Annotated in this window: 15 protein-coding genes; 10 read left to right on the forward strand and 5 right to left on the reverse strand. The window is 44.1% G+C overall.

Annotation, left to right across the window (positions count from 1 at the left end):
• Positions 1–29: 29 nt before the first annotated feature.
• Positions 30–1,373 (reverse strand): MATE family efflux transporter, encoded by a 1,344-nt coding sequence (locus L4D05_RS01530; RefSeq protein WP_428792827.1) that lies wholly within the window; start codon positions 1,371–1,373, stop codon positions 30–32.
• 437 nt (positions 1,374–1,810) lie between these two features.
• Between L4D05_RS01530 and mglB the strand changes: the two genes are divergently transcribed.
• From mglB to galM, 7 genes are all read left to right on the forward strand, one after another.
• Positions 1,811–2,785 carry a galactose/glucose ABC transporter substrate-binding protein MglB gene (mglB, locus tag L4D05_RS01535; RefSeq protein ID WP_428792828.1) on the forward strand — a complete coding sequence of 325 codons (975 nt, stop codon included), beginning with the start codon at positions 1,811–1,813 and terminating at the stop codon, positions 2,783–2,785.
• A 138-nt stretch (positions 2,786–2,923) separates the two neighbouring features.
• Positions 2,924–4,432: a galactose/methyl galactoside ABC transporter ATP-binding protein MglA gene (mglA, locus tag L4D05_RS01540; protein ID WP_428792829.1), complete on the forward strand. Its 1,509-nt coding sequence runs from the start codon at positions 2,924–2,926 to the stop codon at positions 4,430–4,432.
• Positions 4,433–4,442: 10 nt separating this feature from the next.
• The gene (gene mglC, locus L4D05_RS01545; RefSeq protein ID WP_265673759.1) at positions 4,443–5,450 is read left to right on the forward strand and encodes a galactose/methyl galactoside ABC transporter permease MglC; all 1,008 of its coding nucleotides are present in this window, start codon (positions 4,443–4,445) and stop codon (positions 5,448–5,450) included.
• Positions 5,451–5,756: 306 nt separating this feature from the next.
• The gene (gene galE, locus L4D05_RS01550) at positions 5,757–6,776 is read left to right on the forward strand and encodes a UDP-glucose 4-epimerase GalE (RefSeq protein ID WP_428792830.1); all 1,020 of its coding nucleotides are present in this window, start codon (positions 5,757–5,759) and stop codon (positions 6,774–6,776) included.
• A gap of 53 nt (positions 6,777–6,829) precedes the next feature.
• Positions 6,830–7,882, forward strand: coding sequence for a galactose-1-phosphate uridylyltransferase (gene galT, locus L4D05_RS01555; RefSeq protein WP_428792831.1), 1,053 nt, complete (start codon positions 6,830–6,832; stop codon positions 7,880–7,882).
• Between the two features lie 78 nt (positions 7,883–7,960).
• The gene (galK, locus tag L4D05_RS01560; RefSeq protein WP_428792832.1) at positions 7,961–9,118 is read left to right on the forward strand and encodes a galactokinase; all 1,158 of its coding nucleotides are present in this window, start codon (positions 7,961–7,963) and stop codon (positions 9,116–9,118) included.
• Positions 9,115–10,188, forward strand: a complete 1,074-nt coding sequence (gene galM / locus L4D05_RS01565) for a galactose-1-epimerase (RefSeq protein WP_428792833.1) — start codon at positions 9,115–9,117, stop codon at positions 10,186–10,188. The genes galK and galM overlap by 4 nt, the downstream gene beginning before the upstream one ends.
• 44 nt (positions 10,189–10,232) lie before the next feature.
• Here the strand turns inward: galM and L4D05_RS01570 are convergent, their stop codons facing one another.
• Positions 10,233–11,249, reverse strand: a complete 1,017-nt coding sequence (locus L4D05_RS01570; RefSeq protein ID WP_428792834.1) for a LacI family DNA-binding transcriptional regulator — start codon at positions 11,247–11,249, stop codon at positions 10,233–10,235.
• Between the two features lie 218 nt (positions 11,250–11,467).
• Here L4D05_RS01570 and L4D05_RS01575 point away from each other — a divergent pair, with 218 nt between their 5' ends.
• A complete protein-coding gene (locus L4D05_RS01575) occupies positions 11,468–12,538 on the forward strand; it encodes a cellulase family glycosylhydrolase (RefSeq protein WP_428750477.1) in 1,071 nt (356 codons plus the stop codon).
• A gap of 69 nt (positions 12,539–12,607) precedes the next feature.
• A complete protein-coding gene (locus L4D05_RS01580) occupies positions 12,608–13,993 on the forward strand; it encodes an MFS transporter (protein ID WP_428750478.1) in 1,386 nt (461 codons plus the stop codon).
• A gap of 78 nt (positions 13,994–14,071) precedes the next feature.
• Here the strand turns inward: L4D05_RS01580 and L4D05_RS01585 are convergent, their stop codons facing one another.
• A complete protein-coding gene (locus L4D05_RS01585) occupies positions 14,072–15,073 on the reverse strand; it encodes a substrate-binding domain-containing protein (RefSeq protein WP_428792835.1) in 1,002 nt (333 codons plus the stop codon).
• A 332-nt stretch (positions 15,074–15,405) separates the two neighbouring features.
• Here L4D05_RS01585 and L4D05_RS01590 point away from each other — a divergent pair, with 332 nt between their 5' ends.
• On the forward strand, positions 15,406–16,590 hold the full coding sequence (locus tag L4D05_RS01590; protein ID WP_428750480.1) for an NnrS family protein: 1,185 nt from the start codon (positions 15,406–15,408) through the stop codon (positions 16,588–16,590).
• 72 nt (positions 16,591–16,662) lie between these two features.
• Here L4D05_RS01590 and asnB read toward each other — a convergent pair whose 3' ends face one another.
• Positions 16,663–18,327: an asparagine synthase B gene (asnB, locus tag L4D05_RS01595; protein ID WP_428792836.1), complete on the reverse strand. Its 1,665-nt coding sequence runs from the start codon at positions 18,325–18,327 to the stop codon at positions 16,663–16,665.
• 224 nt (positions 18,328–18,551) lie between these two features.
• Positions 18,552–20,132 (reverse strand): cation:proton antiporter domain-containing protein, encoded by a 1,581-nt coding sequence (locus L4D05_RS01600; protein WP_428750482.1) that lies wholly within the window; start codon positions 20,130–20,132, stop codon positions 18,552–18,554.
• Positions 20,133–20,138: the final 6 nt, after the last annotated feature.

Genomic DNA, 20,138 nt, shown 5'->3' on the forward strand with positions numbered 1-20,138 from the left:
CCGGAGGCACTTAACGTTTCACTCGGTAATTAGGACAGCTGAAAACGTACCCAGACTTTAGAGCGCCAGCGGCGAATCATGACAATGCCTCTTAGCCACTCATCCATTCCCATTGCTATCCAAGCGCCAATTACCCCATATCCCCAGTGGATGCCCAGCAGGTAACTAAAGACCACAGCAACGCCCCACATGCTTAAAATACCCATTTGAACCGGGAACTTAATATCGCCAGAACCCTTTAGTGCGGCAATAAAAATAAGGTTAGAGACACGACCAGACTCGACAAAAATTGAGCCGGCAATTAAGAGTGCCACGAGTGCCACGATCTCACTTTCTTGGGTAAAGAGATCAATCAGAGGGTAGCGGAATATAAACAAAACCAAAATGATGCCGGTCGAAACAGCCAGTCCAACGAGGTAGTACTTTTGGATTCGGCCGAGAATATCATCAGCCCATCCCTTGCCGATAAAGTAACTGGTTTGTATCTGTCCTGCCTGACCTAAAGCTAGGGCAAACGCAAACGAGACTCGTGTGATGTTTTGGGCATAAGTGTAGGCTGCCAATGAAGACGTACCCATTTGCACCACAAAATAGACAATAGTCATTTGTGCAAGGTTATAGGATAAAATCTCACCGGCATTCATCGCACCGATTTTGATGATTTTTTTGAATAAGGCGCTAGGGATTGTGCGCCATTGGGAAAAAGGGAGGTCGATATTTTTTGAACGTACGACTTGGCACATCAACAGCGTACCAATGACCTGGCTGACAACCGTCGCGGTTGCAACGCCACTAACACCATAGACGGGGAGCCCAAAGGGTTGGTATAGCGCCAAATAGTTACCGGCGATATTGATAACACCTGCAATGAGATTGATCACCATTGGTGAGCGAGAATAGCCGTGACTGCGGAGTATGGTGGTGAGCACAATGCCAATAGTGACGTTAAACGTCATGGAGCCACTAATAATAAGGTAGTCATAGCCGAAAGCCGCCACATCATCAGCTAAGCCAAATAATGTGATGAACTGCTCTGCCCCGAAAAACAACGCAAGACTTAAAAAAGTACCCACACCACAGGCAAGAATAATGCTTGCTACTGCCACTTGCGCGGAATCTGAAAATCGTGAAGCACCATTGTATTGTGCGATGAGTATGCCAGTACCGCTGCTCACCATCATAGAAATAACAATCAGGAAAAAGGTGATTTGTGTGATTACCCCAACGGCTGATACAGCTGCGTCTGAGTAGCCGCTGAGCATGAATACGTCGGTAGTATTGAGCGCTGTGCGTAAAAGCACCTCAATAAAAATAGGCCAAGTGAGAGCGACAATATTCATTCTTTTGCTGAGTGTTGAAGCGTTTTTGGGCATGAAGTTAAGGCCTAATCAGAGTGACCCAGAATGGGGGGACGCAAGTGTACTCGCTAATTAACCAAACGCAATACTTTGCAAGCTAATTATATAAAGTGGCTGAATAAAAATGTAATCGTTACCACTTATGGGTCGAAAAACCTCAGAAATAAAATCATAGAAAACCACCAAAAAAGGAGATCTTTGTCCCGATGTTACACTGTGAAACATTGAGAGACGTTGTTTTTCCCTTGTTTGTTAACCAATTCAAACAAATTCGCTTACTTTTGACAACCTTTGTTACGATTGTAATTTTTTTTAACTTCCTCACATTAATTGTTCATTTTGTCACTATACTTCGGGTTAAACGTTTTCATGTTGAGCCGGTTGTAAGCTGAACCCGAACGTTTTACCCCCTACAAAACTCAATTATAATATTAACAAATAGGACTTGTTCAATGAGAAAGTTAACACTCTTGGCTGCGCTTTGTGCTGGTATGGGCTTTGGAACTCAAGCGGTTGCAAGCACCACTGTTGGTTTTACTATCTATAAATATGACGACAACTTTATGTCGGTTGTTCGTCAAGCGATCGTAAAAGAAGCAGACAAAGACAGCGATACTCGCGTATTGATGAATGACTCTCAAAACAGTCAATCAATGCAGAATGACCAAGTAGATGTCATGCTTGCTCGTGGTGTAAAAGCGTTAGCAATTAACCTTGTAGACCCTGCTGCTGCACCAAGCATTATTAAGAAAGCAAAAATGGATGACGTGCCAATTGTTTTCTATAACAAAGAACCAAGCCGTAAAGCACTTGATAGCTATGACAAAGCGTATTACGTAGGTACTGACTCTAAAGAGTCTGGCATTATCCAAGGCGACTTGATTGCTCAGCAATGGAAAGCAAACTCTGCTTGGGATAAGAATGGCGACGGTGTCATCCAATACGTGATGCTAAAAGGTGAACCAGGTCACCCAGATGCAGAAGCTCGTACATCTTACTCAGTGAAAACCATCAATGATAACGGCATCAAAACCGATGAACTGCACATGGATACTGGCATGTGGGATACCGCGATGGCAAAAGATAAGATGGACGCATGGTTATCTGGTCCTAATGGCAGCAAAATTGAAGTAGTTATCGCTAACAATGATGGCATGGCAATGGGCGCAGTTGAAGCTCTGAAAGGTGCTGGTGTTGCGGTTCCTGTTTTTGGTGTTGATGCCTTGAGTGAAGCACTTGCGCTAGTGAAATCCGGTGCAATGGCAGGGACGGTACTTAACGATGCCGACTCGCAAGCAAAGGCGACGTTTGAACTTGCTCGTAACCTTGCCAACGGAAAAACGGCAACAGAAGGCACTCAATGGGAAATGACGAACAAAGTAGTACGCGTTCCTTACGTTGGTGTTGATAAGTCAACGTTAGAGTAGTACTTACCAAATTAGGGAGAACGGCGTTCTCCCTAATTTAATATTGAATATATCAGGTAGTATGAACGAGTAATACTTATTATTTGTTCAGGGTACGTTACGCCTTGTGGTTAATTGTAATAATAAGAAAGTGATGCCATGGTTAATCAAGAACATGAATTTTTGTTAGAAATGACAGGAATTAGTAAAGAGTTTCCAGGGGTTAAGGCATTAGATAAAGTTAATTTAAAAGTGCGACCAAATTCCATTCATGCACTCATGGGAGAGAATGGAGCGGGTAAGTCGACATTATTAAAATGCCTATTCGGAATTTATGAAAAAAATGAAGGTGATATTGTTTTTCTAGGAAGCAATATTAACTTTCAATCCTCAAAAGAAGCATTGGAATCTGGTGTTTCAATGGTTCACCAAGAGCTGAATCAGGTACTTCAATGTACGGTAATGGATAATATCTGGTTGGGAAGATACCCTAAGAAGGGGTTGTTTGTTGACCACGATAAAATGTATCGAGATACCAAAGAGATCTTTGAAGAACTTGATATCAACATCGACCCTAGAGTCAAAGTAAAAACACTCTCAGTTTCTCAAATGCAAATGCTAGAAATAGCTAAGGCATTTTCCTATGATGCAAAAATAGTCATCATGGATGAGCCGACGTCGTCACTGACAGAAAAAGAAGTTAATCATCTATTTACCATTATCAAAAAGCTCAAAGCCAAGGGCTGCGGTGTGGTTTACATCTCGCATAAAATGGAAGAAATCTTTGCGATTTGTGATGAAATTACCATCCTTCGTGATGGTCAGTGGGTCACCACTCGACCACTGGAAGGGTTGGATATGGACGCGATCATCTCGATGATGGTAGGGCGAGAATTGACGCAGCGTTTCCCTGAAAAAAGTAATGTCCCCAAAGAAACGGTTTTAGAAGTGAAGGGGCTGACGGCACTTAATCAACCTTCGATTCAAGATATTTCATTTGATTTAAAAGCTGGCGAGATCCTCGGTGTCGCAGGTCTGGTAGGGTCACGTAGAACCGATATAGTTGAAACAATATTTGGCGTTCGTGAGCGAAGCGAAGGGCAGATCTTGCTTCATGGCAAAGAGATGACCAACCGTGATGCGCATGAAGCAATCAGTAATGGTTTTGCATTAGTCACGGAAGAGCGTCGCTCTACCGGGATATATGGCAATCTGGATATCACATTCAACTCATTAGTTGCCAATGTCGACAGTTATAAAACCAAGTCGGGCTTGTTAAGTAACAAGAAAATGAAAAGTGATACCCAGTGGGTAATTGACTCGATGAGTGTGAAAACACCGTCTCATGAAACCGCCATTGGTTCTTTGTCTGGTGGCAATCAACAGAAAGTGATCATTGGGCGCTGGCTGTTAACTCAACCAGAAATATTAATGCTAGATGAACCAACACGAGGTATTGATGTTGGTGCGAAGTTTGAAATCTATCAATTGATACTTGAACTCGCTAAGAAAAACAAAGGCATTATTATCATTTCTTCGGAAATGCCAGAGTTGTTAGGTATTACTGACCGCATTCTTGTCATGAGTAATGGTCGAGCGGCTGGTGTCGTTGATACCAAGGAAACCACACAAAGTGAAATATTAGAGCTGGCCTCTCGTTACCTCTAGGGAAATTATTATGGACGCTGTTAAATCATTTGCAATGAAGCACTTAAAAGAAGGTGCTATCTATGCGGTTCTATTTATATTATTGGCAATTATTGTTATTCAAGAACCGTCTTTTTTAAGCTTAAGAAACTTTAGTAACATCCTGACTCAGTCTTCTGTACGTGTCATTATTGCTTTGGGTGTAGCTGGTTTGATTGTTACCCAAGGTACCGACTTGTCTGCAGGTCGTCAGGTCGGTTTAGCTGCGGTTGTTTCTGCGACATTGCTACAGTCGGTAGACAATGTGAATAAAGTATTCCCGGATTTAGGTGATATACCTATTTTCGCCGTTATTATCGTCGTTTGTGCGCTTGGTGCCATCATTGGTCTTGTGAACGGTATTATTGTCGCTTACTTAAAAGTGACGCCGTTTATCGCCACTTTAGGCACGATGATCATCGTATATGGTGTGAACTCTTTGTACTATGACTCGGTTGGGGCTTCGCCAATCGCGGGTTTTGATGAACGTTTTTCTGAGTTTACGCAAGGGTTTATTCGCATGGGAGACTTCAGGCTCTCCTATATCACCTTCTATGCCATTATTGCTATTGTATTCATGTGGGTACTTTGGAATAAAACGGTGTTTGGCAAAAATATTTTTGCTGTTGGTGGTAACCCAGAAGCGGCAAAAGTTTCTGGTGTAAATGTCCCAGTAACGCTGTTGAAAGTCTATGCATTGTCAGGGGTGTTTTATGGCTTTGCTGGTATGCTTGAGGCTGGACGAATTGGTAGTGCGACCAACAACCTAGGTTTCCTATATGAACTCGATGCCATTGCTGCTTGTGTGGTAGGTGGTGTGTCATTTGCTGGTGGTGTCGGTAGTATTGCGGGCGTGGTTACCGGTGTGCTGATCTTTACTGTGATTAACTATGGTATGACCTACATCGGCGTCAGCCCATACTGGCAGTACATTATCAAGGGATCGATCATTATCTTTGCTGTCGCGCTCGATTCAATGAAATACGCCAATAAAAAATAGTCACAAAGGGCACTCCATTGAGTGCCCTTTTTTTGCCCTCTTCATGATTATCAAGATGATGAAGGTGAATTTATGTAATCGTTTAACATTATTATCCTTCCTTATGTTGCTGTTTTTAAATCTATTTGTTCACGGATAAATAATCGGTTCGGACTTTTTATTGAAAAGTGTGTAAACGTTTACACTTTTTGCGTTTGATCACAGAATGATCTTGCTGACTGTTGCTACAATTTCCTTAGTTTGAAGAATGAGCGCGTATTCGCGGAATAATTCGCTCGTAATTAGAGTGAAACGTAGGAGTGTAATGTGAAAGTACTAGTGACGGGTGGAATGGGCTACATCGGCAGCCATACCTGCGTTCAGATGTTGGAGAGTGGTATTGAACCTATCATCATCGATAACTTGTGCAATGCCAATCAAGCCGTGTTAGCACGTATTGAGGCGCTTACTGGTCAAGCAGCAACGTTTTATCAAGGTGATATTCGCGATGAAGCGTTGCTCGATCGCATTTTTGAAGAAAATGAGATTCAGTCGGTGATTCACTTTGCAGGATTAAAAGCGGTAGGTGAATCTGTTGCTAAACCTATTGAGTACTACGATAACAATGTGAACGGCACATTGGTACTTGCTCGTGCAATGAGAAAAGCGGGCGTTAAGAGCATTATCTTCAGCTCTTCTGCGACTGTGTATGGTGATCCTGACGTAGTGCCAATCACTGAAACTTCTCCTGTTGGTAATACAACCAATCCATACGGTACGAGTAAGTTTATGGTCGAACGCTGCCTTAGCGATGTATTCACTTCTGACGAGGCGTGGAGCATTACCTTGTTGCGTTACTTTAACCCAGTAGGCGCGCATCCATCTGGCACAATGGGAGAGGATCCAAAGGGGATTCCCAATAATCTGATGCCGTTTATCGCCCAAGTTGCGGTTGGTCGCCGTGACAAGCTTGCTGTATTTGGCAGTGACTACCCAACACCAGATGGCACGGGCGTTCGCGATTATATTCATGTGATGGACTTGGCAGATGGGCATATTGCAGCGCTTAAAGCGGTGGGCCTGAAGTCTGGTTTACATATTTACAATTTAGGTACTGGTAAAGGCAGCAGTGTTCTAGAAATGGTGGATGCATTTGCAACAGCAAGCGGTAAGCCAATTCCTTACGATTTACAGCCACGCCGCCCAGGCGATATTGCAGAGTGCTGGGCAAGCACGGCGAAAGCAGAGGCGGATTTAAACTGGAAAGCGACACGTACATTACAAGACATGACCACGGACTCGTGGCATTGGCAGTCCAGTAACCCCAACGGTTACGACAGCGAATAAGGCTGCCTCGTTATCCCAAGAGATTTTTAGAATTTAACTATTGAGTAAGTAATATGTCGAGTATTGAATTTAATCCAGTCGATCATCCTCATCGCCGTTATAACCCGCTAACGGGACAGTGGATTCTGGTATCCCCACATCGCGCAAAGCGTCCTTGGAGTGGCCAAAGTGAGGAGGTCTCTCATGTGCAACTGCCAACTTATGACAAGAAGTGTTTTCTGTGTCCTACCAATGATCGCATCTCCGGAGATGTGAACCCAGACTACCAAGGTACTTATGTATTTGGTAACGACTTCGCGGCTTTGATGCCAGATTCCCCTGATGCTCCTGAATCAGATAATCCATTGTTTAAAACTCAAGGTGTACGTGGTCTTAGCCGCGTTATCTGCTTCTCGCCTGACCATAGTAAAACATTGCCAGAGCTCACCCCCCAAGAACTGCGCTGCGTTGTTGATACATGGAATGAGCAAATTGAAGAATTGGGTAAAGAGTACCTTTGGGTTCAAGCTTTTGAAAACAAAGGTGAAGCAATGGGCTGCTCACAGCCGCACCCTCATGGCCAAATTTGGGCTAACAGCTTTCTGCCTAATGAAATTGAACGAAAAGATCGTCTAATGCGTGAGTATAACCAGCAGCAAGGTTCAAACCTTCTGGTGGATTATGTGACCACAGAAATGAAAGATGGCGCCCGTACGGTCGTAGAAACAGAGCACTGGCTTGCTGTGGTCCCTTACTGGGCGGCATGGCCATTCGAAACCATGCTGCTTCCTAAGACGCATATTCGCCGCATGAGCGAATTAAGTGAAGCGCAAAAAGACGACTTAGCGGTTGCCATTAAAAAGCTGACGTCTCGCTACGACAACTTATTTGAGTGCTCTTTCCCCTATTCAATGGGGTGGCACTACGCACCATTCTTTAATGAAGGTGAGAGCACTGAGCATTGGCAACTGCATGCCATTTTCTATCCACCACTATTGCGCTCTGCAACGATACGCAAATTTATGGTGGGCTATGAAATGTTGGCCGAATCACAACGTGATTTAACCGCCGAGCAAGCAGCAGAGCGTCTAAGAGCATTGAGCGACGTTCATTACAAACAACAATAATTTAAAAATTTGATGTGGCTGCGTACCGTGAAAGTAACACGGTACGCAAAGAAACATCAGGTATTGAGAGACGAAAACATGAAAGATCTAATCCAAAACGTCGCGAATTCTTTTGAAAATGTGCTTGGCTATCAGCCGACACATTTTATCCAAGCTCCGGGCCGTGTAAACCTGATTGGTGAGCATACCGACTACAATGATGGTTTTGTCCTACCCTGTGCCATTAACTATCAAACCGTGGTTGCTGCGGCAAAGCGTGACGATAATCTAATTCGCGTTGTCTCTGTTGATTACCAAGACGCGACCGATGAGTTTGATATCACCCAAGAGATCACTTTTCAACAAGATAAGATGTGGACGAACTACATTCGCGGTGTGGTGAAGTGCTTGATGGCTCGCGGTTATCAATTTGGTGGCGCGGATATATCGGTGTCTGGCAATGTACCGCAAGGTGCGGGACTGAGCTCTTCTGCTGCACTAGAAGTGGTTATCGGTCAGACATTTAAAACGCTTTATAACCTAGAGATCACGCAAGCTGAAGTCGCGCTTAACGGTCAGCAAGCGGAGAACGAGTTTGTGGGTTGTAATTGCGGCATCATGGATCAGCTTATTTCTGCTGAAGGTAAAGAGAATCACGCTCTGTTGATTGACTGCCGCAGTCTTGAAACGCAAGCGGTATCGATGCCAGAAGATATGGCCGTTGTGATTATTAATTCCAACAAAAAGCGTGGCTTAGTCGACAGTGAGTACAACACTCGTCGTGAACAATGTGAAGAAGCCGCTCGCATTTTTGGTGTGAAAGCATTGCGTGATGTCACCATTGAACAGTTCAATGAGCGTGTATCTGAGTTGGATGAAATGGTCGCTAAACGTGCGCGTCACGTTATTACTGAAAATGACCGTACTGTTGAAGCAGCAAAAGCACTCAGTGCTGGTGATATGAAGCGTATGGGTGAGCTAATGGCAGAATCACACATTTCGATGCGTGATGATTTTGAAATCACCGTGAAAGAAATCGACATCATTGTTGATATTGTGAAAGGCGTGATTGGTGACCAAGGTGGTGTGCGAATGACTGGCGGTGGCTTTGGCGGCTGTATTGTTTCGTTAATCCCGCCAACACTCGTTGATAAGGTAACGACAGCGATAGCAGAGCAGTATGAAGCAGCAACAGGTTTGAAAGAGTCGATTTATGTTTGCCAAGCAAAAGATGGCGCAGGAGTTGTCTCACAATGATCACCACAAGCGAGTATTTTAGTACGATTGAAGACGCTATGACCCAATCGGCGTCGTTTGATGGATTACCTGCAAAGGTGCTGCACCTTAAAAATGCATCTGGTATGACGGCATCTTTTATGGATATCGGAGCAACATGGCTAAGTTGCTCTCTCCCTTTGCCGACAGGACAACGAGAAGTGTTGTTACGTTCGCCAAATATGGTGGAACATATGAAGCAAGGGGCTTATTTTGGTTCAGTGGTGGGGAGATACGCCAATCGAATTGATAAAGGGCAATTCGAGATAGGTGGCAAGTCGTATCAAGTCACTTGTAATAATGGCGAAAACGCTTTGCATGGGGGTGTAGAGGGTTTTGATAAGCGTCGTTGGAGTATCGACTCGCACACTGAATCAACTCTTGTCATGTCGTTACAATCGGAAGATGGTGATCAAGGCTTCCCTGGGACGGCTAAGGTTCAAGTTGAATACCAGCTAACTGATGATAATGCGCTGAAGATGACTTATCAGGCATCTTGTGACAAGACAACGCCGATGAACTTGACTAACCATGCCTATTTTAACCTAGCTGGTGAATCAAGCGCGGCGAAGAGCACGGATCATAAGCTGCAAATGTTTGCTGATTCCTATCTACCTACTAGAGAGGATTTAATCCCTCTTGGTGAGCTAAAATCGGTAGAGGGAACCAGCTTTGACTTCACAGTGCTGAAGCAAGTGGGTCGAGATTTTCTGTCGGAGCAGGACCAAATCACAGCAGGTGGTTACGATCATGCGTTTGTGTTTGACGCCAAGCTCACTGATGGCTGCACTATGGTCGCGACGTTGGAGTCCCCGGAGCAGGATGTAGTGATGGAAGTCCTTACCACCAAACCTGCAGTACAGTTTTACTCGGGGAACTTCCTTGATAGTACTCCTGGTTCAACTCGCACTTACGAAAAGCTTGATGGGCTAGCGTTAGAAACACAATTCTACCCTGACGGCCCTAATCACCCTAAATGGGGGAACGGCGCAGGCTTGCTTGAGGCAGGGGATAGTTACCATCATCACACAACCTACCGCTTCAAATTTTAGTCGCAGTGGTTAGGCAATAAAAAAGTGAGCATATGCTCACTTTTTTATGCTTTGAGGGAGGATGCTCGAACAATTAACTCACCTTCAACTTTTCGTATCTGTGACAGCAAGGGTCGCTCTTGGATTTGAGCAAGCACGTTATCTATCGCTAACTTACCCATATCGGCATAGGGCAGTTCAATGGAAGAAAGTGCTGGAAAGCTTTCAGAAGCGATTTGTTGGTTATCATAACCAATCACAGCGATATCTGATGGGATCTTCAATTGACGTTCAGCAATCGCTTGGTAACACCCCATCGCCATATAATCACTGCTGCAAAATATTGCTTCGGGTGGCGTTGCCATATCAAGCAAATGAATGGTTTGCTCATACGCTTCTTTGAGAGACCAGTTTGCCTCTAATACGTAATCGTCGTTTGGAATAATATCCGCATCAATTAGAGCCTGTCGATAGCCATCAATACGCTGTGTAGAGGCGTACATCCAATTCTCTCCGGTTAACATTGCAATTCGTCGATAGCCTTGATCAGTTAAATGCTTGATGGCTTTATAGGCCCCGATCATATCCGCGGGCAAGATAGATGGCGTGGCTTGTTGTTCACTCATTGTGCAGTTGAGCAAAACCGTCGGCAGCTGTGTTTGAACACGTTGGGCGGAGAGTTCACGAGTCATACTTGAAGCATAAATGAGACCAGCATAATCGCCATTATTGATCTCGGTTTCAATTTTGTTGGCAAGTATCTCATCGTGATTGTAGCTGAAGGTAATCAGCAAGTAGTCGTTGTTCCATGCTTCTTCTCGCGCGGTATTAACGGCGTCGATGAAAGGATCGTAACTGGTGAGTCCATTGACGACCATGGCGATTTTTCTCGATCTTCCTAACGCATGAGCCACTTTTTTGCTTTGATAGCCTAAAGCTTTCGCAGTATCAAGAACCTTACGTTGGGTGGCTTCGGAAATCTTTACGGTTTGAGAGCCATTGAGAACTAATGACACCGTAGGTTGTGACACGCCTGCTGCCGCGGCGATGTCACTCATGGTGATTTTCTTACTTTTAGTCATTCTATCTCTGCCAAAAATTTTATTAGCTATATATTAGCGAATTGCCCATCCAAATGCACCTTTGATAGATCACGATCACAGAATGCCTTAACGATCCTTTATGAGATGTGACGGACTACACGTATTTATCTCACCTCTCTTTTATTAAAACTATTAATAAATATATTAGCTAATATTATTAGTAAATTGATTAATCCTATTAATTCAAGGTGAGTAAGATGCAAAGATGGTCTGAAGAAAAGGCGTGGCAATGGCAACAAACACATGGTTGGCTACGTGGCTTTAACTATTTACCGCGCACGGCTGTCAATTGGACAGAAATGTGGCAAGCGGAGACGTTTGCGCCTGAGGTGATGGAGCAGGAGCTTGAGTGGGCGGCGAGTGTGGGCTATAACACGCTACGAACCAACTTGCCGTTTATTGTATGGCAAGTAGACCGTGAAGGTTTGCACCAGAGAATTGAACGCTTCCTTGATATTTGTGAACGAAACAAAATCAAAGTCATGATGACGCCGATGGATGACTGTGGTTTCTCAGGTGATCATCCTTATCTTGGCGAACAAAAATCCCCAGTGCCGGAGCTTCACAATAGCCAAGCCGCAGCAAGCCCTGGTCGCAATGTCGTTATGGATAAATCGCAGTGGGGTGAGGTTGAAGCGTATATTCGCGATATTATTTCAACTTACAACACTGATGAACGTATCGTTATTTGGGATCTGTATAACGAACCGACCAACCGAATGATTTTTACCACCACGGGCGAGCTTGCCTTTGATGAAGAAATGGAACGTTATAGCCATGAGTTAATGGAAAAAGCGTTTCAATGGGCACGTGAAGAACAGCCCGTTCAACCATTGACGGTTGGCGCTTGGCACGCTCCTAGTATTCTGGACTTGTCTTTACCTCTTTATGAGCACCCAACAGACCGCAAAGCGATGGAGCTGTCTGACATCATCACTTTCCACGCCTACTTACCTCTTGAGCACTTCAAAAAAGCTGTCGATATCGTCAAACAACATAACCGACCAATGATGTGTACCGAATGGTTAGCTCGCCATGCTGAATCGCATTTACTAGAGCAGTTACCCGTATTCCAAGCAGAACAAATCGGCTGCTATCAATGGGGCTTGGTGAAAGGTAAAACGCAAACACATTTACCATGGCCGGAAATCAAACGTAGTGACGAAAACTACGCTAAGCGCTGGTTCCATGACTTGCTAAACGATGACGGTACACCTTACGACACAGAGGAAGTACAACTAATTCAATCGCTCGCTGCACTGGACTGAGCGAGCGTTCGGCCAGTGGCAAAAAGAAGCGACTGGCTTTACTATAATAATACTGAATGAGAATACCTTATGACTACCCTACAAAATAAACTCTCGAATAAGGAATTGATGTCCTATTTTGGATATGGCGTGGGCCAATGCTTTAGCTTTGGTCTCGTTGGTTCCTTTATCCTCTATTTTTACACTGATATATTGGGTATCTCTCCCATCGCTGCCAGTAGCATATTTCTGATTGCGCGTGTCTGGGATGCGGTTAATGACCCCATCATAGCGGGCTATATGGATACCTTAGAGTCTCGCTTTGGTAAATTCCGACCATACATGTTGTTTACCCCAGTGCTTATTGTGCTAGTGACTATTGCGTCTTTCTATAGCATTGATGCCGATACTTCGACCAAAGTTATGTACGCAGGTATCACTTATATTCTTTGGGGGACGCTATACACCATCTCAGATGTGCCTTTTTGGTCTATGTCGTCAGTGATGACCGATGAGCCACAAGAGCGTGCTAAAGCTGCGACATGTGCCATGCTAGGTGTTAATGCAGGTATTGGTGCAACACTGGTGCTATTTCCTAAATTAAGCGCTTATTTTGCTGATGGCCGCGCAGACCAAGGTTACTTACCTGCGGTTATTGTCCTGATGGTGGCGGGTTTGCTGTTCATGTGGAATGGTTTTTATAACACCAAGGAACGCATTTCGACGGCGAGTGAAAAGGTAACACTTAAACAGACTTTCCAAGCGGTGCGTAAGAATAAGCCTTTATTCTTTATTCTTGCTGCATTCTTTATGAATGTGTTCTTTAACTTAGTTAATGGCCTGTATATTTTCTTCTTCACTTACAACATGGGTGATGCAGGGCTGGTCTCGTTAATCGGTACGATTACTTTAGTTAGTGCGATAGCCTGTTTGGCGACGCCAGTATTGACCAAGCGCTTTAAGAAACGCGACATTTTTATCACTCTATGTGTTTTGGAAATTATTGCTCGTGTTGGCTTCTATATGACCGGATACGATAACCCGACGGTTGTAATGTCATGGTTAGCTGTAGTCACAGCTATCTTCATGATGACGAACCCTTTGATTTCAGCAATGATCGCTGACACAGTAGAATATTCGTACTATCACAGTGGTAAGCGTACGGCGGCGATTACTTTCTCTGGGCAAACGTTTACTGGCAAATTATCTGTAGCGGTTGCTGGTGGATTAACCGGTCTTATCTTAGCCTCGATAGGGTATGTACCTAACGCAGAGCAAACTGAGACAGCACTTGATGGTATGTTCTTCTGTATTGCGTTATTACCTGCGCTGGGTGCACTGATTCGAATCTTTATTATGTCGAAGTACACGTTCACGGAAGATCAGCATGCTATTCTTCGTGAAAAATTACAGCGTGGCGAGTTTGCTGAAGGGGTGAATGTAGAATCCGTCAAAACACCACAAGCGACGAACTAATAGGACGACAAGAATAAAAAACGCGGTATCTACCGTGTTTTTTATTCCATAACCGGTGTGTACCATAATTGGTGTGTATTAGTTATTGCGACTCACAGAGGCTCGTTGTACTAGTGTCGGTGAATAGACCATCGGTTCCGTTTCTACAGGTTCACTTTTTGAGAGGGCTAACGCAATTTGCGCTGCTTTTTCTGCCATCATTTGTATTGGGTAACGAATTGTGGTCAGCTTTGGATGTAGGTACTTAGCAATGAGTCCATCATCAAAACCGATGATAGACATTTGATTTGGCAATGCGTATTGGTTTTCTTCAAGTACAGAAAGAGAGCCAGCAGCCATATTATCATTGTAGGCAACGACAGCCGTGATCGGTAAGGATTTGGTCAGCAAGTTGGTCATGGCTTTCTCGCCGCCATCGCTGTCTGGCGAACCATATTCGATATAGCTTGCCGACAAGGTAATGTTATTCGCTTTAAGTGCGTCACGGTAGCCTTCAAGGCGTTGGTCAACATCTTCAATGTTATGTGATGATGCGACACAGGCGATATTGGTGTGTCCATTACGAATCAGGTGCTCCGTGGCGATGTAAGCCCCTTTATAGTTATCCAAAGAGATACAGCGTCCCGGTAGTTGTGGGATATCACGATTGATATAAACGAGCCCTTTGACTTCTTCAGCGTATTGGATTAATTCTTCATCAGAGAGGGATTTAGAGTGAATAACGAGTGCATCGCAACGGCTATTAATTAATAATTCAATGGCTTTTCGCTCTTCTTCAGCATCGTGATAACCATTGCCAACCAGAATATGCTTACCGTGTTGATGCGCGACTTTATCGACAGCTTTCACTAAGGTACCGAAAAAAGGATCGGATACATCACTCACGAGGACACCGACAGTATTCGTGCTTTGACTGACTAACGCTCGTGCATTGGCATTCGGCCGATAGCCGAGTTTTTTCATCGCTGTTGTCACAGATGCGATGGAAGCGGCGCTTGCTTTGGGTGATTTGTTGATCACGCGAGAAACGGTTGCTACGGAGACACCTGCTTCTTTTGCGACATCTTTTATCGTTGCCATCTGAAACCTCTTATAATCTATAAACTAATTAGACGCTTGTTGTGTAAATATCGCAAACAATGTTTCACAAAAATAAAGGGTTTGTGATGCACAACACTAACAGCAACGGGAATTAGGCAGAGGTGTAAACGTTTTACAAATGTCGGATACTTCTTATTATCCATTGTTTTGTGTCTAATGGATTCGAATGGGTTTATTTGACTCCTTTGTTGTAGTGTCTAAATGACATTTTTTGTGGCTGATGTTTTTTTAATTCACTGTTATATAAGAAGTAATGATGTTGGAATGAAATGTGCATTATGGTAATTAGATTGATTATTAAGTGAAGTACGATGATAAATATTACAGACAAAAAAGTGGAAGAGAAGATCCCAGCATGGTTGCGTCTTGGTTTTCGTCCGTTCTTTTTAATGGGAAGTGTGTATGCCATCTTTGCTGTCGTGGCTTGGGTCATCATGTTCCAAAAAGGCCAGCCCGATGTACTGCATGTCCCGGCATTATGGTGGCATGCACATGAAATGATTTTTGGCTTTGCTATGGCGATTGTCGTGGGCTTTGTTTTGACTGCAGTGCAAACTTGGACGGGTGTGAATGGAACCAAACACTATCGCTTACTTGTTTTGGTCGCACTATGGCTGGCACCCAGGGTTTTGTTTTGGACGCCGACACCACTTTGGTTGATATCTATTATTGAGTCGTTGTTTATATTGTTAGCGGCTTATGAGATTGGTATACGAGTGTATGCCGCAAAAGGTTGGAAGAATCTATTTTTTGTTCCGTTATTTCTTCTTGCTATTGTTGCTAACTTTGCCAGTTTCGCCACGATTAAAGGGATGCCTCCTTTTAGTAGTAGTGCAGTATGGCAGGCTATGCTTTGGTGGTTTACGATTTTGTTATCAATAATGGGCGGACGCGTGATTCCTTTTTTTGCGGCGAAGCGTTTTCAATATGATAAACCGCAGCCCAAAGTCTGGATTGAGTGGGGGGCGACACTGCCATTAATTGGTTTGTTTATTTTGAGCTTCTTCCCATTATCTTTTGCAACCCTTAGTCAGCCGTTAATGCTGGTTGCTGGTGTTTTTCAGTTGGTGAAGTGGTTACGTTGGAAACCTTGGCTAACGTTATCTGAGCCTTTAGTGTGGTCGTTAATGCTCGCCTATCTTTGTATCCCTTTGAGTTTGCTCTATCGAGGTCTTTTGACGGATGCGTTTGCTGCGCATGCGATGTTGCATTTATTCGCAGTTGGGGCGTTAGGCGGTTTGATTTTGGCAATGATAAGTCGGGTGACAATGGGGCATACAGGACGTGCTATCTATCAAGGTCCCAATATGACGCTGCCTTTTTTGGCGGTTGTGATTGCCGCAGTGTTACGCAGTGTTGGCGTTGCTATCTGGCCACAGCATATGTTCACGATGATTGATATTAGTGCCGGTCTATGGGCCTATGCATTCTCAATGTATGTGTATCATTTTGGGAAAATGCTGGTCACGCCACGTGTAGATGGTCACCCTGGGTAATGTGATTCGCCACAAAAAAACCAGCCAGAGGCTGGTTTTTTATTAGGTGAGTTATGTTTGGTCGTCTAATGCTTAGTAAGCATCATTGTGAACAGCTTGGACCGCACGGCCTGATGGGTCGACACAGTTTTGGAATGACTCATCCCATTCAATCGCTTTTGCTGAAGAACACGCGACCGATGGACCACCAGGGACACATTGCGCCGCTGATTCTAGAGGGAATAGCTCTTCAAAGATTTCACGGTATGCGTAACCTTCTTTTGTCGTTGGCGTGTTATATGGGAATCTAAAGGCTGCCGTTTCCATTTGTGTGTCGGTGATTTTTTCTTCTGCTACTGCTTTTAGAGTATCAATCCAGTCGTAACCTACGCCGTCAGAGAATTGTTCTTTTTGACGCCATGCGATGGATTCTGGCAGATAATGCTCGAAACATTCACGTAAAATGTGTTTCTCCATTTTACCGTTGCCACACATCTTATCTTCTGGGTTTAAGCGCATTGCTACGTCAATAAACTCTTTGTCTAAGAATGGTACACGACCTTCCACGCCCCATGCTGCAAGTGATTTATTTGCACGAGCACAGTCAAACATATTGAGTGCTAGTAACTTACGTACGGTTTCTTCATGGAATTCTTTGGCGTTAGGTGCTTTGTGGAAGTACAGGTAACCTCCGAAAATTTCGTCAGCCCCTTCACCAGAAAGTACCATTTTGATGCCCATTGCTTTGATCTTACGAGCAAGTAGGTACATTGGCGTTGATGCGCGAATTGTCGTTACGTCATAGGTTTCAATGTGATAAATCACGTCACGAATGGCGTCCAAACCTTCTTGGATGGTATACGTCATCTCGTGGTGAACGGTACCAATTTGGTCTGCCACTTCACGAGCCGCGATAAGATCTGGAGCACCTTCTAAGCCAACAGCAAACGAGTGTAATTGTGGCCACCATGCTTCTGATTGACCATCATCTTCAATTCGCATCGCAGCAAAACGTTTAGCAACCGCTGAAGTGATCGATGAATCAAGACCACCAGAGAGTAGTACACCGTAAGGTACATCAGTCATAAGTTGGCGTTTAACCGCCGCTTCTAATGCTTCGGTTAGGTCTGCTTTGCTGGTGGAGTTGCCTTGTACGGCAGCGTACTCATTCCAGTCTCGCAAGTAATAACGTTGAGGCTCAGCGTCCTGTGAACGGTAAAAGCTACCAGGAGGGAACTCACTGATGGTTTTACAAACTGGAACCAGGGCTTTCATTTCCGATGCAACATAGTAGTTACCATGTTCGTCATACCCTTGATACAGAGGGATAATACCAATGTGGTCACGTCCCACAAGGTACTGGTCTTTTTCTTCATCATAAAGAACAAATGCGAAAATACCGTTAAGTTCTTCAAGTAGATCGGCGCCGAATTCTTGATAAAGAGCTAGAATAACTTCGCAATCAGAATCAGTTTGAAAATCGTACTTGTCTTCATAACGTGCACGAATTTCTTTGTGGTTATAGATTTCACCGTTAACGGCAAGGATGTGTTTTTTATCTTGGCTGTAAAGTGGTTGAGCGCCACTATTTAGACCAACAATAGCTAGACGCTCATGGGCAAGGATGGCTTTATCTGATGAATAAATGCCGGACCAATCAGGGCCTCGGTGGCGAAGCTTTTTAGACATTTCTAACGCAACTGGGCGTAGGGCGGCTGCATCACTCTTGATGTCTAAAATGCCAAATATTGAACACATAGCTATTCCTTTTTAATTAAATCTAAATCTCTTGAATCCAATTTGCCATCTGCTCAAAAAAAAGCAACCGCAGCGAACGAAAAAGATAATAAACAGCACCCATTGTTGAATAAAATTTAATGATTATTGTAATTAAGTGAATGGCATCTATGTGGCGTGTGAGGTGTGACCGTTTTTTGGGCATTCTCTTAAACAGAAAGGTCTGTTTAAGAGAATGCTATTGGTTATTTCAATGAAGGGTTGAGTTGTTCACAGACGTGACGAGCAAAACCGCTGCCCGCTTCGCTGTAAATGTTAAACGCAGCGTTAACTCCCTTCGCTTTTAATTCTTCTAGTTGATCAGGATAGGCGGCGATCGCAGCAACCTGACCATTAAAGTTCGTTTGTTGCAAAAGAGATAGCGCGGTTTGGTTACCTAAATGGTGAGGCATGGCCAATAAAACCAGCTTAACGTGCGCGGTATCGAGAATGCGCTCCCAAAAGTCCGGGTCGGTAGCATCACCAGCAATGACATTACGTCCCTGTTTTTGGTGTTGTAGTGCAGCGTCTTCACGGACTTCAACGCCTAAACTTACTTTGCCGTAGCGATCATACAGTTCGTCATAAGCTCCGGTACCAATTCTTCCCATCCCAAGGATCAATACTTGTGCTTCTCCCGGGTTAATAAATTGGTCACGTAGATTTATTTTTTCAGCGGCCTGTTCTTTTAACCATTTAGCTGAACGCAAATAGAGTAGGTGCCCCATTCGATTGAGTGGCGCTGAAATCACGAAGGACAAAGATACCGCAATGGCCAATGCGACCAGTATATCACCAGAGATCCAGCCTAGTTTAAAGGCAAGTCCTCCAACAATAAGACCGAATTCACTAAAGTTAAAGAGTGTGAGTGTGGTTAATAAGCTGGTACGGACGCGGAATTTGAATGCGTTGATGACAACAAAATACAGTACGCCTTTGAGTGGCAGTAAAAATAAGAGCAGTACACCGAGTATAAAGCCTTCAATGGTGGGCTGATCGGAGAGGCCAATATTGAGGAAGAAACAGACGAGGAACAGTTCTTTAAGGTTAAATAATGATTTTGAAAGCTCGGACGCTTTAGGGTGTGCCGCGAGTAGCATACCCAAAATCAGCGCGCCTAGATCCGGTTTCATGCCAACAATTTCGAACAGTCCTGCTCCCATCACTAAGGCAAAAAAGATACCACTCAATACTAGCATTTCGCCATGGCCCGCTTTATTGAGTAGTTTGAACATGATAGGCCTTGCCAATGGGAGGGCGAACAGAGCGATGGCGTACCATTCTGGTATTTTTCCGGTCGATGCAGTTAAGAATATAACGGCGAACACGTCTTGCATGACCAGAATACCGATCGCGAGCGTACCATAGGTGGCGTTTAGTTCACCTTTTTCTTGTAAGGTTTTGACCGCAAAAACGGTGCTGGAGAAAGAGAGTGCAAAACCAAGCAGTATCAGTTGTTCGATTTCAAGCGTCGCAAGGCTAGATACGCCGAGCACTTTTAATCCGACCAGCAATAACGCAAATAAGAAGGTCGAAAGTAGGTTATGTATGGTTGCTCCTGCCCATATTTCTTTAGAGAGTAGGGTCTTTACATCGAGCTTTAAACCGATGGTAAAGAGCAATAGCGTGACGCCAAGATCGGCCAACGTGATGATGGTATCTGAAGTCTGAAAGCCAAAGCTATGGAGTGCAAATCCAGCGAGCAAAAAGCCTACCATAGGAGGCAGTTGACACTTTAATGCAAGAAAGCCTGCTAAGAAGGCGACGGTAACGAGTATTAGTTCCATAAGTAC

The sequence above is a fragment of the Vibrio nomapromontoriensis genome, from assembly GCF_050337205.1.
In the GTDB taxonomy this organism is placed as follows: Bacteria; Pseudomonadota; Gammaproteobacteria; order Enterobacterales; family Vibrionaceae; genus Vibrio; species Vibrio nomapromontoriensis.